The sequence below is a fragment of the Porphyromonas sp. CAG:1061 genome (assembly GCF_000435035.1).
Taxonomy (GTDB): Bacteria; Bacteroidota; Bacteroidia; order Bacteroidales; family Porphyromonadaceae; genus Porphyromonas_A; species Porphyromonas_A somerae.
In genome coordinates this window covers 2,715-20,184 of record NZ_HF988952.1, presented here as the reverse complement: position 1 = coordinate 20,184, position 17,470 = coordinate 2,715, and the positions used below count along the sequence as shown (strand labels likewise).

12 protein-coding genes (1 of these 12 running past the window's edge) are annotated in these 17,470 nt (G+C 44.6%); 4 read left to right on the top strand and 8 right to left on the bottom strand.

Translation table 11 applies throughout. From position 1 onward, the window contains the following. Positions 1–36, top strand: the 3' portion of a protein-coding gene (locus QVO39_RS08740; RefSeq protein WP_021903846.1) for an Rne/Rng family ribonuclease. It extends 1,647 nt beyond the left edge of the window; the window shows 36 of its 1,683 coding nt (coding positions 1,648–1,683); its start codon lies beyond the left edge, outside the window; it ends in the stop codon at positions 34–36. A gap of 331 nt (positions 37–367) precedes the next feature. Here the strand turns inward: QVO39_RS08740 and QVO39_RS08735 are convergent, their stop codons facing one another. From QVO39_RS08735 to gyrA, 4 genes are all read right to left on the bottom strand, one after another. Beyond that, positions 368–2,185 carry a biotin/lipoyl-binding protein gene (locus QVO39_RS08735; protein ID WP_021903845.1) on the bottom strand — a complete coding sequence of 606 codons (1,818 nt, stop codon included), beginning with the start codon at positions 2,183–2,185 and terminating at the stop codon, positions 368–370. Positions 2,186–2,233: 48 nt separating this feature from the next. Then, positions 2,234–3,592, bottom strand: a complete 1,359-nt coding sequence (locus tag QVO39_RS08730; RefSeq protein ID WP_021903844.1) for a PhoH family protein — start codon at positions 3,590–3,592, stop codon at positions 2,234–2,236. A 242-nt stretch (positions 3,593–3,834) separates the two neighbouring features. Next, entirely contained in the window at positions 3,835–5,064 is a 1,230-nt protein-coding gene (locus QVO39_RS08725) for a tetratricopeptide repeat protein (RefSeq protein ID WP_018029008.1), read from the bottom strand. 85 nt (positions 5,065–5,149) lie between these two features. Then, complete coding sequence (gene gyrA / locus QVO39_RS08720) at positions 5,150–7,732, bottom strand: DNA gyrase subunit A (protein ID WP_021903843.1); 2,583 nt, start codon at positions 7,730–7,732, stop codon at positions 5,150–5,152. A gap of 632 nt (positions 7,733–8,364) precedes the next feature. Between gyrA and QVO39_RS08715 the strand changes: the two genes are divergently transcribed. The 3 genes from QVO39_RS08715 to QVO39_RS08705 all read left to right on the top strand — a co-directional run bounded on the left by QVO39_RS08715 (position 8,365) and on the right by QVO39_RS08705 (position 11,938). Then, a complete protein-coding gene (locus tag QVO39_RS08715; protein WP_244401390.1) occupies positions 8,365–10,095 on the top strand; it encodes a LysM peptidoglycan-binding domain-containing protein in 1,731 nt (576 codons plus the stop codon). Further along, complete coding sequence (locus QVO39_RS08710; protein ID WP_021903841.1) at positions 10,095–10,802, top strand: porin family protein; 708 nt, start codon at positions 10,095–10,097, stop codon at positions 10,800–10,802. The genes QVO39_RS08715 and QVO39_RS08710 overlap by 1 nt, the downstream gene beginning before the upstream one ends. Positions 10,803–10,993: 191 nt before the next feature. Continuing rightward, the gene (locus QVO39_RS08705; protein WP_018029004.1) at positions 10,994–11,938 is read left to right on the top strand and encodes a helix-turn-helix domain-containing protein; all 945 of its coding nucleotides are present in this window, start codon (positions 10,994–10,996) and stop codon (positions 11,936–11,938) included. A gap of 80 nt (positions 11,939–12,018) precedes the next feature. Here the strand turns inward: QVO39_RS08705 and ychF are convergent, their stop codons facing one another. The 4 genes from ychF to QVO39_RS08685 all read right to left on the bottom strand — a co-directional run. Beyond that, positions 12,019–13,122: a redox-regulated ATPase YchF gene (gene ychF / locus QVO39_RS08700; protein ID WP_021903840.1), complete on the bottom strand. Its 1,104-nt coding sequence runs from the start codon at positions 13,120–13,122 to the stop codon at positions 12,019–12,021. A gap of 2 nt (positions 13,123–13,124) precedes the next feature. Continuing rightward, positions 13,125–15,650 (bottom strand): endopeptidase La, encoded by a 2,526-nt coding sequence (gene lon, locus QVO39_RS08695; protein ID WP_021903839.1) that lies wholly within the window; start codon positions 15,648–15,650, stop codon positions 13,125–13,127. 64 nt (positions 15,651–15,714) lie between these two features. Continuing rightward, positions 15,715–16,740: a 3-dehydroquinate synthase gene (locus QVO39_RS08690; protein ID WP_021903838.1), complete on the bottom strand. Its 1,026-nt coding sequence runs from the start codon at positions 16,738–16,740 to the stop codon at positions 15,715–15,717. Positions 16,741–16,744: 4 nt separating this feature from the next. Next, positions 16,745–17,470, bottom strand: a 726-nt coding sequence (locus tag QVO39_RS08685) for a DHHA1 domain-containing protein (protein WP_288171965.1), incomplete at its 5' end; no start/stop codon positions are given.

The following is a 17,470-nucleotide window of genomic DNA, read 5'->3' as shown; positions in this document are numbered from 1 at the left end:
GATACGGATGATGAGGATCCTAGCCTAGAAGATTAACAGTAAAAAGTTTCCAATTTACTCTTAAGGAGAAAACAATTAAAAGAGAGGTAAGTTCAGACTTACCTCTCTTTTTTCTACTTATAGAGAATGTTGCACGAAGTGCCATTCTCGCACATTTGAAGCAAATGTGCTGAGACTTTGCACGAAGGATGAGATGCAAGGCGCTGAGGATGAGGCTGAAGGGAGCGTACTCATGTACGTGACCGAGGCCGAATTCCGAAAGCAACGCCGCAGATCGTCTTCGTGCAACAGTCTCTTATAAGTCAAGAAGAGGAGGGGAGCAAGCTCCCCTCCTCTTAATTACATTCGTGTAAGATACCGTAAGGTATTACAACCGCTTAACATACTCTTTTTGCTCCTCAGGCTCGGGTAGGAAATCCTCACAGTCATCCATGTAAGCAATCACATCGCCCTTACGTACATGAGCACCTTGGTCGGCTACAATCTCACGGATACGTCCAGAGATACCAGCCTTGACATCTACGGTATAGAGTACATTGGTCTGGATAAAGCACATCTTGCTACCAGCTCTATACGAGGTACCAACAGCTGGAGCTGCAGACTGGTTCTCAAAGTCTAACTCCCAGAATACCTGACCACTTGCAGGAGCAGTAACAGGGATATAATTGGCTCTAACGAGCTCCTTCACGTCATCAGCTGTGTATCCCTTCTTAGCCTGATCCTCAGCGCGTAGCTTAGCCAAGTCTGCCTCAAAGCGCTCTTTTGCTACGCCACTCTTATAGTCGCGATACTGCTGCTCGTGCATTGCCAATTCGAATAGCTCCTCATCGTCCTGACCATAGTCCCAACCCTCTTCATCCATGATCTTACGGTACTTATCCAGCTCATCTGGGTAGTAGTCTTGTGGGTTGGCATCGGTAAACTCCTCGCCCTTCTCCTTAGCTAGCTCTATAATCTCTGGAGCCAGGGTGCCTGGTAGCTTGCCAGACTTTCCTGTGATCATACCCCAAGTATTCTTATCAATAGCCTGCCAACGTCCTTCGCCACGCTCCATATTGAATACATTCATTAGGGCAACGTTCTTGACATACTGGCTAAATGGAGTTACCAATGGTGGGTTACCCAGCTTTGGCCATACATATTCTACCTCCTTAAAGAGTTTCACCATCAAGTCATCAATGGTCAGCTCAGGCTCATTATTTTGCTTATGATACATATTGATCGCAGAGTGGATACCCTTTAGGTCGGCCATCATAGATCCCATCATACCACCTGGCAATCCGCAACCCACAAGTAGAGAAGAAGACTGTAGATTACCAAAGTTGGTAAAGTAGCCCAAGAAATCATCCAAGAACTCCTGAGTCATACTCCTTACTTTCATATATGCATTCATATTGATTTCAGGCACCTCAAAGCCATCAGCCTTAAGCATCGCTTGTATGGTGATCACATCAGGGTGGATCTTACCCCAAGCTAGTGGCTCTACTGCACAATCAAGGATATCTGCACCGGCACGAGCCACCTCTAGCATAGAAGCTGGAGAGAAACCAGGACCAGAGTGGCCGTGGTACTGTACAATTACATCAGGATTATACTCCTTAATTGCCTTAACCACCTTACCAAGAAGAGTAGGCCTACCAATACCAGCCATATCCTTCAAGCAAATCTCAGGAGCACCAGCATCGATCAGTTGCTTAGCGATACCTGTGTAGTACTCAGCGGTATGGATAGGTGAGTGAGTAATACAAAGAACAGCCTGAGGGATCATCCCTGCCTCCTTGGCATATTGGATAGAAGGGATAATGTTACGCACATCATTAAGACCACAGAAGATACGAGTAATATCGACTCCTTGTGCCTTTTTCACCTTGTACATCAAACGCCTTACATCAGCTGGTACAGGGTACATACGAAGTGCGTTCAAGCCACGGTCAAGCATATGTGTTTGGATGCCCGCCTCATTAAAGGCTTTTGTGAAGGCTCTTACTGCCTTATTTGGGTTTTCGCCATAGAGTAGTTGAACTTGTTCAAAAGCTCCACCATTAGTCTCTACACGTGCCCAGCACCCCATCTCCACGATGAGTGGTGCCACTCTAGCCAATTGGTCAGCTCTTGGTTGGTATTTACCAGAGCTCTGAAACATATCTCGGTATACGAGACTAAACTTAATAGATTTCTTTGCCATATTCAATGCTGCATCTGTTAGGTATTTATATAGTTTATATTATCACGTTTATAATTTCTTCGCTGCCATATCACTGAGGTGTGAACGCTCACCCTGCACAAGATTGACGTGACCAAAGAAGTCCTCTCCCCTCATTCTCTCAATCATATAAGCAAGACCATTGCTCCTACTATCAAGATAAGGGCTATCAATTTGATGCACATCACCAGTGAATATCATACGCGTATTATCACCAGCACGCGTAATTACCGTCTTTATCTCCTGAGGAGTTAGGTTTTGAGCCTCATCAATGATACAAATTACATTAGAAAGGCTACGCCCTCTAATATAGGCAAGTGCCTCGATCACTAGCTTCTCGCTCGAAAGCATATCTTCCAACTTTCTCACTTGGCTAGAGTTCTCACCAAACTGAGCCTTAATCACATTAAGGTTATCAAACAATGGCTGCATATAGGGCATAATCTTCTGCTTGTAGTCACCAGGGAGAAATCCCAAGTCTTTATTGGCAAGCGAAACGATCGGACGAGCCAGTAAGATTTGCTGGTAATCTTCTTCCTGTGCAAGTGCTGCTGCGAGAGCGAGTAAGGTCTTTCCCGTTCCTGCTGTACCTGTCATTCCAATTAGGGATATTGACTGATCAGCTAGGAGATCAAATGCCATTGTTTGCTCCGCATTTCTAGGGGTAATACCCATAAAGGTCCGTTTTTCAATGCGGCGAACGCTCTCTCCAGTACTTAAAGTCCTCACCAAGACCGAGCTCTGTGGGCTTTTGAGAATAAAAGTTTGATTGGGAATAGGAGCAGATGGTAATGATAGCTCACTTACTGGCAGACCTTCATTACCAGCACTATATAATGAATCAACCACTGCTGGGTCATCCACTTCCACCTCGCTAAAGTCGGAAGTAGAGATATCCTCCACATCCACCTTGTCGGTAGTATAATCCTCGGCTTTCAATCCTAATGAAAGAGCTTTGATCCGTAGATTAAAGTCTTTAGTCACCAGTATTGTTGGTAGGTCAGAGTGCTCAGAGAGAGTAAGTGCTGCAGATAGTATCCTATGATCATTTAGATCTTCCTTAAATACTTCTGATACCTTACTGTGATGCTGCCCACTAGTTAGTATAAATACTTTACCTCCGTCGGCATTAATAAGCACCCCATTTTCCTCAATCTTGACACCATTTTCCTTAGCAGAAGAGTCAGCCTCAGCACCACCAATGATTTCATTAAGTGTGCGAGTAAAAGCCCGAGCATTAAAATTGATTTGCTCGTAACCTTTTTTAAACTTATCCACCTCCTCCAAGACAGTAATTGGTATGTATACATTATTGTCCTGGAAGTTATTGATACACTTATAATCGTGAAGTATCACGTTGGTATCCAACACATAGTTTTTTTTCGCCATAGTTTATCTCCTTTCACATAGTTATGTCATTCTGGTGGAAAAGTGTTTTTTCATCTCCGCAACACCGACATTACTTCGATATTTGTTATCACTACAAATGTACCTAATTATTTTACAATAACGACATAACTCCCTAATTCTTTTTTCCACCCGACCAATATATGGTAGAGAAAAAAGAGAAGAGGTACATCGTAAAGAACGATATACCTCCTCATTAATACTATGTGTAATGAAGCTTTTGCTTATTGCGCCGCATCCATTTCGGCCATTTTGTCTTCCATACCAAGATTATAGTACACATTATAAAGTGCGGTACGGAATTGAGAATTCTCTGGATCTAAGTTGTGTACCTTCTCTAGGTAAGGCAAGGCCTTTGTATAGAAAGACTTTGCCTTCTCAAGAGCAACAGTATACTTATCTTGATCGGTGATGTTATTGGCCTCATTGATGGCATCAGCACCTTGGTTGAAGTAGACCTGTGCAAGGCCATAGATAGCCTCTTTTGAGTCAGGATTTAGCTCCACTGCCTTGAGGTAGTAGCTCTCACCAGTCTTATAATCCTTCTTACCCTCAGTATAGATCTGCCCCATAGTAGAGAGTACTAGTGGATTAGTTGGGTCCTTCTCCAATAGTTGATTTAGGAAAGTCAAAGCTTGGTCATTCTCACCCTTAATGATCAAAATATTGGCAAGGTTGGTCAAGAATATTGGCTCTTGTGGGACTACGTCAATAGCCTCTTTAAGGGTATTCTCGTAGCTAACAGTATCACCAGAATTGATGTACTGAAGAGCGAGAAGCTGGTATACCTCATTTTGGTTAAATGGGACGTCTTTAATGCGCTTCAATTCCTCAATGGCAGCAGTAGTATTATCTTCCATCTGAGTAGCAGCATAGGCAGAGAAGAAAGCCACCTCCATGCTTAATGAGTCAGCAGTAGCGACTGGAGTACCCTCAAACATTGGATGATTCTTCATCTCACCGAATTTTGAGAAATACATATTGGCCTTCTTAAAGTCGCCACTTTGTAGCCCTTCATTACCTGCATTAATCAACTGCGTATAATAGGTGCTCACAGCCTCACGAATCTTCTTCTCAAACTTAGGTCTCACACGGCCCTTATCATTGGGCTGATGATCCAGCTCATACGCCTTCTCATAATAATTAACCATGTCATAAACAGGCTTGTAGAACCCTGCCTCATCCACAGCCTCACCTAGTTGTAGCTTAATAAAGCCTTTCTCTACAGCCTTCTCCTCTACAAATCCAGCCACATACCATGCGTGAGCCGAATTAGCGGTCTCTGGGTTTTCCAAAGTGGTCTTGATTAATTGTCGAGCTGCATTGATATCAGCCTTATCACGCTTCACGGTACGCTCTACCTCTTTTACCACTTTCTCTTGTGCAAAAGCTGGCACTACTAAAAAAGCACCTAGCAAAACAGACAGTGTACCTAAGAAAAATCTCTTCTTCATATCTTCTAATCTTTTTATTAGTAATTATTTATTCTCTTTTACTTCTCAATAGTATGACCCTACACGGTCGGTAAGGTTTAATCAATTACTCCTGGTCAGAATCGTGATCTGCATGATCATCTGAGAACTCGCTATCATCTATATCCGCACCATCAGCTTCGTAAACACCTTCGTCACGCTCCTCCACTTCAGGCTGCTGCTCCTCTTCTGAGAGCACTCTACAGGTACTAGCTATCTCATCGCCACGCTTTGAGAGGTTGATCAACTTCACACCTTGAGTATTTCTACCAATCACGGAGATATCTTTCATACTCGTTCGGATGGCCACACCACTCTTATTAATAATCATAATGTCGTGTGCATCCGTAACGCTATGGATTGAGACCAGTTCACCAGTCTTCTCAGTTATCTTAAGAGTAATAACTCCCTTACCTCCTCTATTTCTCAGAGGATAATCCTCAAGGCTAGAGCGCTTACCATATCCATTTTCAGAGATCACCAAGATTGTCTCCTCCTCTGGCTTCTTAATGCATACAGCTCCGACCAGCTCATCACCGTCCTCTTCCAAACGCATTCCCCGTACCCCCATAGACGAACGTCCTAGAGGCCTAAGCACACTCTCAGAGAAGCGTACAGCTCTACCCTTTCGACTTCCCAATACAAAGTCGCACTTACCATTGGAGAGCATCACGCTCACTACCTTATCATCGTCACGTAGCTTTATCGCTATAATACCAGACTGGCGTGGCCTTGAGAAATCCTTAAGTCTTGACTTACGTACCAATCCACTCTTCGTGAAGAAGGTAAGATAATGGGTATTTACAAATTCCTCGTCAGTAGTTAAGTCTTTTACTCTTAGGACTGCATTAACTCTATTATCGGCATCCAAATTGAGAAGATTTTGAATTGCTCTTCCCTTAGAGTTGCGAGCTCCTTCAGGAATCTCAAATACGCGAAGCCAATAGCACCGACCCTGCTCTGTAAAGAATAGCAAAGTAGCATGCATAGAGGCACTGTAGATATACTCCACGAAGTCCTCATCGCGAGTATCGCTACCCTTAGCCCCTACTCCACCCCTACTCTGAGCGTGAAAGTCGGCAAGTGGTGTACGCTTGATATATCCCATATGAGAGATGGTTATCACCATATCCTCATCGGCATAGAAATCTTCTGGATTCATATCAGCGGTAGCATAAACGATATCACTTCGTCTATCATCTCCATACTTTTCAATGATTTCGCGAAGCTCATCACTGATGACGCCATAAAGTAGATTTTCATCAGCAAGCAGGCTCTTGAAATAGGTCACTCGCTCCGACACTTCATCGAATTCAGCATGTAGCTTTTCTAGCTCCATACCTGTCAACTGACCGAGACGCATCTCTACAATAGAGCGTGCCTGAATTTGTGAAAGGTTAAAGCGAGCCATCAGCCGCTCAATAGCATCAGACTGCTTCTCAGAGCTTTTAATGATCGCTATTACCTCATCTATATTATCAGCAGCTATGATTCGTCCTTCGAGGATATGGAGTCGCTCCTCTGCCTTTCTCAGATCGTAGGTAGTACGCCTAGTTACCACCTCAAAGCGGTGCTTCACAAACTCCCCAATTAAGTCCTTAAGGTTCAACAATTGAGGACTGCCATTGACAAGTGCAATATTATTGACGCTGAACGAGCTCTGCAATGTAGTCATCTTGTAGAGCTTGTTGAGTACTACACCAGCATTGGCATCTCGCTTGATATCAATGACAATGCGCATACCTGTCTTACCACTCGACTCATCCTGCACATTGCTGATCCCGTCAATCTTTTTAGTGGTGGCAAGGTCGGCGATACTCTTCACCAAGTCCTTCTTTATCACATTGTAGGGGATCTCTGTAATTACGATCTGCTCGTGCTGACCATCTACCTCTATCTCCGCTCTACCACGAATAACGATTCGACCCCGCCCGGTCTCAAAAGCCTCTTTCACTCCTTGGTATCCATAAATCGTACCACCGGTAGGAAAGTCTGGAGCCTTTACGTACTCCATAAGTTCTGCCACAGAGATGTCGCCACGCTTATCAATATAGGCCAATGCACCCTCAAGCACCTCTTTCAGGTTATGAGGAGCCATATTAGTGGCCATACCCACAGCGATACCCGATGCACCATTCACCAAAAGATTTGGAATACGGCTAGGGAGTACAGATGGCTCCAAAGTAGAGTCATCGTAATTAGGCACCATATCTACCGTCTCCTTATTGATATCAGAGAGCATCTCCATAGCCAATGGAGCCAATCTACTCTCCGTATATCGCATCGCAGCAGGGCCATCACCGTCTACTGAGCCAAAGTTACCATGAGGGTCTACTAGCGTGTAGCGCATACTCCACTCCTGTGCCAAGCGCACCAGAGCGAGATATATGGAGCTATCGCCGTGGGGGTGGTACTTACCCATCACATCACCCACAGTACGAGCACACTTCTTATAGGGCTTATCAGGGGTATTTCCCAACTCATTCATCCCATAGAGGATGCGCCTATGTACAGGCTTAAAGCCATCACGCACATCAGGCAATGCACGGCTCACTATCACAGACATTGCATAGTCGATATACGCCGACTTCATCTGCTCCTCTAGATTTACCTCAATTACCTTTCCCCCCTGTTTATTTTCCTCTTGCATCAGTATCTAAAAACTTTTTCGACTCTTATCAACCTATGTAACAAGTATAAATCGGTCAAAAACCAATTCATCATCGCCACAATTCTTTAGCCAAAGGTACAAAAAAATTACAACTAATCCTACATTATAAGTCAAGAGATCTGGGATTGCACATTGAGGAAGCCAAACATCAGGGCTCGACTAGCGACGAATCCATTTTACCCTTACGAGGCACTCTGCAATCCATAATTTTCAAACCATTAAATTAGATGGAAAACCAGACAATGTTGGTTCACAGATAACATCTTCACAATCATCTGGAATTCAACTCTATACAAAAGCGTCTATCGAGATGCAACTAAGCAATTGGCGAGATGCATCTCAGCAAATGCTTAGTTGCAACTCGCCAATTGCTTAGTTGCATCTCGACTTTTACCCTACTAGCATAGAGGTCTATAGAGGGCTTGGGGCAGGCTCTCCTCTGACTTGGTTGCCACAACAAATCGGATCGCCTAGTAAGTCCTTACCCATAGACACTCAGTGCACGCTAAAACACCAGAAATACCAGAAAGGGAGGATAAACAGCTTGATACTTAGTGCTAAATTGCTATATTTGCATAATTAATTACTAGGGTATACGTAACGTAATAGATATGACAATGCAAATAAGAAAGGCTGTATATAGGTCCTTGGCTTTCTATATACTATTCATAGTCACCTTGAGTGCAAATGCACAGCAAGGACATAAAGAGCATATTGTAGCAAAAGGGGAGACATTATATAGGATTAGTCTGAATTATGGAGTAACCATTGAGGATATCTGCCGATTAAACCCTCATGCTGCTCAAAGCATTAGAGTGGGAGAAAAGCTAATCATCCCGATGGATCAAACAAGTGACAACACTCCAAATAAAAACACTCCAATTTACCACAAGGTGGAAATGGGGGAGACCCTATACTCTATTGCTCGAAAATATGGAGTATCGGTCAATTCAATTTTATCTGCCAACTCTTCCATAAATAATGCCGATAAACTTTCTCAAGGCATCATCATTGTCATACCTCAATCTACATCCGAGAGTGGTGTCTACCGTTCTGAAGGGTCAAAGCCTTCGCCAGTGCCTACCAATGGAAGTATTACAGGCTTAATTGCATATAAAGTACCGGCTGGAGCCACAATATATAGTTTGCTCCAAGTGACTGGGTGGAGCGAAGAGCAGCTCTATCACTACAATCCTCAGATCAAGAATGGATTGAAAGCAGATGCTACAATACTGATTCCAGACAACACCCTTGCCAATAATGAGGCACTGGGAAGTCGCCCCGCATTTCCCGTAGCTAGTGGTTTTACTGTAGCACTTGCCCTACCCTTTAGCGAAGACAAAGGACGCCGATTTAGTATGTACTATGAGGGATTCTTAATGGCTCTACTTGAAGCGAAGAAGAGCGGAATGAGCATTCACCTCCATGCAGTTGATTGTAGCGACCAAAAGCTCGAAAGCTCAATAGCCGCCCTCAATGGACTACCGAAGATTGATATGATTTTAGGAGGCGTCTCAGACACCTCTATTGATAAGCTATCACAGATTGCAAAGGTAAAGGGAGCCTCTTACGTCATCCCATTTACATCAAGAGATTATCCTCAAGTTGCACGTAGGAACTCTAAGACTTATCAAGTCAACACCCCGCATAAAGCACTCTACAAAACGGTAGCTCAGAAGTTTATTCAAGAATTCCGCAACTCCCACATTCAATTTGTGAGGAGCAACTATGATCAAAGTAATAAGGACGACTTCATTTCGATATTACAGGGTGAATTAGACAAATACAAAGTGTCGTACAGTGAGATTGATCTAGCCCTATTCAGCAATCTAAATACAGTCAACAACCTTTCATCCCAAAGTTCCCAAGTAGTTGTGGTGCCAGATGTAGGGTCGTTGTCAGTCGCCAAGAGTATACTTGAGACGCTTAATGTTGCTAGAGACAGCCTATCAGTCACCAATATCATTCCCTTCGGATATCCTGAATGGCAAACCTACTCGCACTCTCTTGGTAATGATCTGAAAGTGAATAAAGCTGTTTTCTATACTACCTTTTTTGTGGATCCCGAGAGTACTACTTACAAAAGCTTTGAAAGCCAATTTTCAAAATGGTTCAACCATGGTCTAGGCTCCACTTACCCACGCTACAGCTTGCTCGGCTATGATACAGCAAGCTTTTTCCTTGGACGCTTATCCTCAAAAAATAACAGGTCGGAGATGTCTTGGAATGGGGTGCAGAGCAAATTTGATTTCGTTAGCCGACCAGGGAATGGGGAATTCAAAAGTAACCTAGGAGTATTTTTCGTGCAATATCAAGAAAGAGGGGAGGCTAGGAGATTTTGATGAAGCGTTTATTTTTCACTACACTTACAGCACTACTGCTAGTAGCCATTGATGGTGCTGCGCAAGGTGAGCCAGAACCTTTTCAGCGCAAGTTTATGATAGGACCTACCGCTGGCGTTAACCTGAGCAACCTCATCTTCACACCTAGGGTACAACAGGACCCCAAGATTGGCTTTGATGCAGGGCTGGTGATGCGATACGATATTGGCTACGTGTACAACCTCTCCAATGTCGTTGGAGGAATTTGGATCGAATTTGATTATTCTCAGAGAGGGTGGATGGAGAAGCCGAAAGACCTAGAGGAGCCATACAACCAGTTAGGGCTATTCTATGATCGCACGCTCACCTTCGTCAATATGCCTATAATGACCCAATTAACCTTTGGCAAGAAGGCTCTAAAGCTAACCATTGATATGGGGGCTCACTTTGGCTATCTCATTTCCGAAAGCTCTAAGAGCAATTTTGGCGACCAAAAGATACCTGGTGTCGTCACCCGCCAGCATGAGATGCCCGTTGAAAACAAGTTTGCATGGGGTATCGGTGGCGGTGTAGGCACAGAGTATCATTTTTCACATTTCGTTGCAGGTATAAGGGGCTCATACGTTTATGGACTTGGAGAGATCTATGGCAATTCACGGAGCGATTACTTTGGCAAATCCTCTGAGCAGATAATAGCGATAAAAACCTACCTACTCTATTCTTTTTAGATCATAAGGTCTTTGCCTACCACTAAATACTAGCATCCTTATTGTCGAAATATTAGAGGCACCAAATCTTTTAATTGATACCCTTGTATATTTCGATTAATATCAGTAATTTTGTAACTCATTTATCAAAATCACCTCCTTTCTGTTCCTTATGCATACGCGGAGACGGAGAGGAATTATTTATATTACATATGAAACCAGTTAATATAGAACGTCACTTAGGCTGCGACTGCTATGCTGGCAACAACAAAACCAGTGCTTATAAAGAGGTAGCAATGAAGCCTGAGCAAAAAGAAGAGATAAAGAGTGGCGATAAGACGCTCCTTATTTTTGTGGATAGCAGTGATACTCGCTATAGTATTACCAACGATCTCGACCCCACCTCCACTGATATCAACGAGACCCGCAATGCCCCTTTTGGGATGCTTGTTGAGAGTAACAACACACTCTCGATCACATTAGGATGTGAAGGCACCTTACAGATATTTATGTTTGATAGGCTCTCTCATCTCTGCAGTGGCTACACTTTCAACAACTTGAGAAAATACGCTCCTATTACCATGGTTCACCGCACCATTGAAATCTATGAGCCACTAAAGCTGAGCTTGATGACCATTCATCGATTCTACCAAGATGGGCTTCAATGCGTAGAGATTATGGAGCAAAAACTAAAGGAGGTATTCTTTGTACTTGCAGGATACTACAAGCCCGAAGTACTTGGAGAGCTCTTGGCACCACTACTTAGGAAAGAGGTAGACTTCAAAGAGTTCGTTATCATGAATCACTATAGAGCTAAGTCGGTCCAAGACCTAGCCGATATGCGTAGAATTGATATCCGCAAGTTCAATAAGCTATTTAAGGAGACCTTCAACGTGCCCCCATACACATGGATGCTAGACCGCAAGGCAGAGATGATTGAAGAGCGTTTGGCGGATCCAACCGTACCTTTCAAAGACATTATGGAGGAGTTCAGATTCTCTAGTCCAAGCCACTTTACCGTATTCTGTCGTAGGCAGTTCAATAAAACCCCTTCACAGCATCGCAAGGAGCTAGTTAGAGAAGAAGCAGAGAAAAGAGCTGCTGAGAGAAGAGCCAATAATATGCATTACTACAGAACCAACTATTCTGATAAGTAATTCACATTCCATAATTAGTAAAAAGAGTGAGGTACACTGTGTGGTGTACCTCACTCTTTTTTTGTCCGAAATGCTTGTATTTAGACGTTAAACCTAAAGTGCATCACATCTCCATCCTGCACTACGTAGTCCTTACCTTCGACTGAGAGCTTACCAGCCTCCTTAACCGCTTGCTCACTCCCGTAGTGGATAAAGTCTTCATACTTAATCACCTCAGCGCGAATGAATCCCTTCTCAAAGTCAGTATGAATCACTCCCGCTGCTTGTGGAGCCTTCCATCCCTTAGTATAAGTCCATGCTCGCACCTCCTGTACTCCAGCAGTAAAGTAGGTCTCCAGATTAAGCAAAGCATAGGCACTTCTAATCAGCCTAGATACCCCACTCTCCTCTAGTCCTACTGCTTCAAGGAACTCCTGGCGCTCTTCATACGTGTCCAATTCAGCAATCTCGCTCTCCGTCTGAGCGGCAATTACCAATAGCTCAGCGTCCTCCTCCTTAATTGCCTCGCGTACAGCATCAACATACTTATTGCCGTCCACAGCAGAGGCTTCGTCCACATTACAGACATAGAGGATTGGCTTAGCCGTCAATAGGTAGAGCTCTTTCATCGCCTTCTGCTCCTCAGACAAATCAAAACTGAGCGATCGTGCAGACTTCCCTTGGAGCAGCACTTCACGCACCTGCGAGAGGACATTAAAGAGTACCTTAGCTTGAGCATCGCCACCAGTTTTGGCCTGCTTCTCCACCCTCTGAATGCGGCTTTCCACCGTCTCCAGATCTTTTAGCTGAAGCTCTACATCGATCACCTCCTTATCACGTACTGGATCCACCTTGCCATCGATGTGAGTAATATTATCATCGTCAAAGCACCTCAATACATGGATAATGGCATCGGTCTCACGGATATTGGCCAAAAACTTGTTACCTAGTCCTTCACCTTTACTCGCTCCCTTTACTAGTCCTGCAATATCTACGATCTCCACAGTCGTTGGGACTATACGATTGGGGTGAACCAATTCGGCCAGCTTATTTAGTCGATTATCTGGTACTGTAATCACACCCACATTGGGCTCAATCGTACAAAACGGGAAGTTGGCCGACTGAGCCTTTGCATTCGAAAGGCAATTAAACAGGGTTGATTTCCCTACATTTGGAAGCCCTACGATTCCACACTGTAATGCCATATTTACTTACTCTTACTCTGATTTAAACTCTCTCTATACGCTTGAAGATGTCCCATAAGATCAATAGGATTAGAGACCTTTTCGTCGCTTAGTGCCACTTGGATCACCTCCTTAATATCCTTAACATACACGAAGTTAAGTCCCTTGATATAGATATCTTTGATCTCCTCTATATCCTTCCTATTCTCTTCACACAAGATAATGGTCTTGATTCCATACCGCTTGGCGGCAAGGATTTTCTCCTTGATGCCTCCTACAGGGAGCACCTTACCCCGAAGAGTAATCTCTCCCGTCATCGCTATCTGAGGATTCACCTTACGCTGAGTGAATGTAGAGATAAGCGAAGTGACCAAAGTGATACCTGCACTAGGTCCATCCTTAGGAATAGCCCCTTCAGGAACGTGGATATGCACATTCCAGCACTCAAATAGATCCGCAGGAATATCGTACAGACTGCTATGGCTCTTAATATACTCCATAGCCAAAATGGCCGATTCCTTCATCACATCGCCAAGGTTACCAGTGATGGTAAGTTTACCCGCCGTCCTAGCTGGACTTATAGCACTCTCTACTAAGAGAGTTTCCCCTCCCACACTAGTCCATGCGAGTCCCGTCACCACACCAGCATTGTCATTGCCCTCATACTGCTCCGACAAAAACCTGGGTGATCCTAGATACTCTTTGAGATCCTTTGGGGCAATAGTAATAGGACCACCCCCTTCAGCTACAGCATCTTCATCAGCCACCTTTCTTGCCACCTTACGTAGCAATGAAGCAATCGTCTTTTCCAATTGGCGCACACCACTTTCACGCGTATACCCATCGATCAATGCTGCAATCGTCTTGCGAGAGATCTTCACCTGACTCTTCTTAAGTCCATGATTAGCGATCTCCTTAGGTACCAGATGCCTCATAGCAATCTCCACCTTTTCCTCTAGGATATAACCACTTACCTCGATCATCTCCATACGGTCACGGAGCGGTGCTGGGATATCCCCCACATTATTGGCAGTGGCTATAAATAGCGCCTTACTTAGGTCGTAGTCTATATCAAGATAATTATCGTGGAACGTATTATTTTGCTCAGGGTCAAGCACCTCCAAAAGGGCAGAAGAGGGGTCCCCCTTGTAGTCCATCGCTAGCTTATCCACCTCATCAAGCACAAAGACAGGATTAGACGAACCAGCCTTCAAGAACCCCTTAATAATACGCCCAGGCATTGCACCGATATAGGTACGCCTATGGCCGCGGATCTCCGCCTCATCGTGCAGACCTCCGAGCGAAATCCTCACATACTTCCTATTAAGGGCATCAGCGACACTCTTTCCTAGAGAAGTCTTTCCCACTCCAGGAGGGCCATAAAGACAGATAATTGGCGACCTCATATCCCCCTTGAGCTTTAGCACAGCTAAGTGCTCCAGAATACGCTCCTTTACCTTATCTAGGCCAAAATGATCTTTATTCAAAGTCGCCTCAGCGTTCTTAAGGTTGAAGTTATCCTCCGTACACTCACCCCAAGGCAAATCCAATATGGTCTCAAGGTACTGAATCTGGACACTGTAGTCAGGGCTCTGTGCCGACATTCTTTGGAGCTTAGACACCTCCTTCTCAAAAATATCACCGACCTCCTTAGACCACTTCTTAGCCTTAGCTTTTTTCAAAAGCTCCTCCACCTCAAGGTCCTCACCCCCTTGCAACTCCTCCTTAATCACCTTGATCTGTTGTTGCAGATAGTAATCCTTTTGTTGCTTATCAATATCCACCTTGGTCCTCTGGTGAATCTCATGCTTCAGCTCCTCCTGAGCCAAAGATTTATTGAGCATCCGCTGCACCTGAAAAGCTCTGGTCTTGATATTGTCCAGCATCAGCAACGTCACCTTATCCGTCATGGACTCAGGGAAGTAGACACAAGCAAAGTTGACGATACTCTCCTTATGAGTCAGCTTCATCAAAGAGGCCACAAATGGCTTAGGAGCTTCACCCTGAAGGATCAGCTGCTTTACCATCGTCTCCTTAATCAGGTCGGTCAAAGCTTCAAACTCCATATCCTCCTCTGCTGGGTGTACATCCTCAAGGAGTCGATACTTACCCATCCAGTAAGGGTCGCTCTTAGTCAGCTCTGTAAGCTCCACCCTCTGCTTTCCTTGTAGGATCACCGTTACCAGATCATCATTTACCTCCAGTACCCTGATCACCTCAGCTATGGTACCATATGGAAATAGATCCTTCATCTCAGGATCCTCCACCTCAGGGTCTTTCTGAGCCACCACAATGATATGGCGATCCCTCTTATTTTCTAAGCTATCTACTATCAGTCTACTCTTCTCTCGCGCCACCATCACAGGTATGGTCACTGCGGGGAAAAGTAGCATATCCCTCAATGGGAGCACCGGAAGCGATTTATTCAGCCTTTTGCTATTAAGACTATAGTCTGGCATAGCGTCATCATCAGGTATGATCATCGGCAATACATTTGGTATCACTCCGTTGTCCTCGTCAAAGTCATTCATATAATAATCAATATTCATCCTTTATTCCTAAAAGTAAAAAACCTCCCAATCATTTACTTAGTAGTAGCAAATAGTATGCCAATCAAAACATAAAGTCCCGATAAAAGTCCAAAGCCTCCTCCCATTGCTTACGAGTTACCTGCTCTGTCATTGGGCAACCCACCTCACTTAGCAATACCATAGTGAGCTCGGCACCCCCAGAATTTTTCTTATCCTTCAAAGCGAACTGCCACATTTCCTCATAATCATCACAAGAAAAAGCAACTCTAGGGAATCTATCTTTCGCCACCCGCACCAACTGAGAGAGCACCTGCTCCTTCAGTCCGTACCATTTATATGAAATATAAAGTGCCACAATTAGCCCCGCCATCACTGCAATACCATGTGGCAATACCTCACCACGAGATATCTTGAGTGCCTCAAGGCTATGGGCCGTAGAATGCCCAAGGTTGAGCACCACTCTTCCCCCTTCATCTCGCAGATCAGCAGCCACCACATCCAGTTTATATTGGATCACCTTCGCAATCAAGTCCGGTGCGATGACCTCAAGGTCCAAAGTCTCTTGATAGAGTTCATCACCATCTAAGAGACCATACTTTATCAGCTCCCCCTGACCACTTAGCAGTTCCTGTTTTGGTAGCGTCTCTAAAAAGGCGAGCGACACCCACACCTCATTAGGCTCATAAAATGATCCCACAAGGTTTTTAACCCCTCCGTAATCAATAGCTGTCTTGCCACCAATGCTGGCATCTATCATTCCTAGCAGTGTGGTAGGGATATGTATCAGCTGAATGCCCCTCATGTAGGTACTCGCCACAAATCCACCCACATCACTTACCGCACCACCCCCCAACGTGATCAAATAGTCGTAACGAGTATAGCCAAGGTCGGCTAGAGAGTTCCATAAAAACTGAACCACCTCCAGAGACTTTGCCTCCTCTCCAATAGGTACTAGAAGAACATCTACCTGCTCATCATCAATCAATGGATAGCACTGCTCAATAGTATTGTCGTCGGCCAGTAGAGCCACCTTGTGCCTACTTGCCAAGTCGTGCACCCTTTCAGCAATGCACCCAATATCAAGTACTAATGCTTCGGTCTTCCCCAATGAATTACAGATCTAAATTTTCAATGATTTTATCCAGAGCACCCTTCACGCCACTCTTATCCCTACCTCCAGCGGTAGCAAAGTTGGGCTGTCCACCGCCACCACCTTGAATCAGTTTTCCAGCCTCACGCACCAATTGACCAGCATTAAGACCCTTTTCTACCAATTCATCAGATAGCATCAAGGTCAGTGATGGCTTGTCATTATCCACCGAGCCCAAGGCAACAACAAACTTCTTGTCCTTCAGACGAGGCTTGAGTGCAAAGGCAACATCCTTCACTAAACCTGCTGGAGCATCGAGCTGAGCGGTGATCACCTCCACACCCGACAAAGACTTTGCCGAAGTAAAGAGCTTATCCACTAATTGATGTTTCTGCTGCTCATGAGCTTGCTTCAGCTCCTTGCGTAGCTTTTCATCTTCCTCAATCAGCTTTTTCACCGCCTTTACCAGATTGGGGGCATTCTGAAGCATCTCCTGCACCTTCAAGATTTTATCTTGCTGCTCAAAGTAATACTCATCTGCCCCTACACCCGTCACCGCTTCAATACGACGGATGCCAGCAGCAATAGAGCTTTCCGAGACAATTCTAAAGGAACCAATCACTCCCGTGCTAGGCACATGGGTACCGCCACAGAACTCTATGGAGTCGCCATATTTTATCACACGAACCTCCTCGCCATACTTTTCACCAAAAAAAGCCATCGCACCCATTTTCTTTGCCTCTTCAAT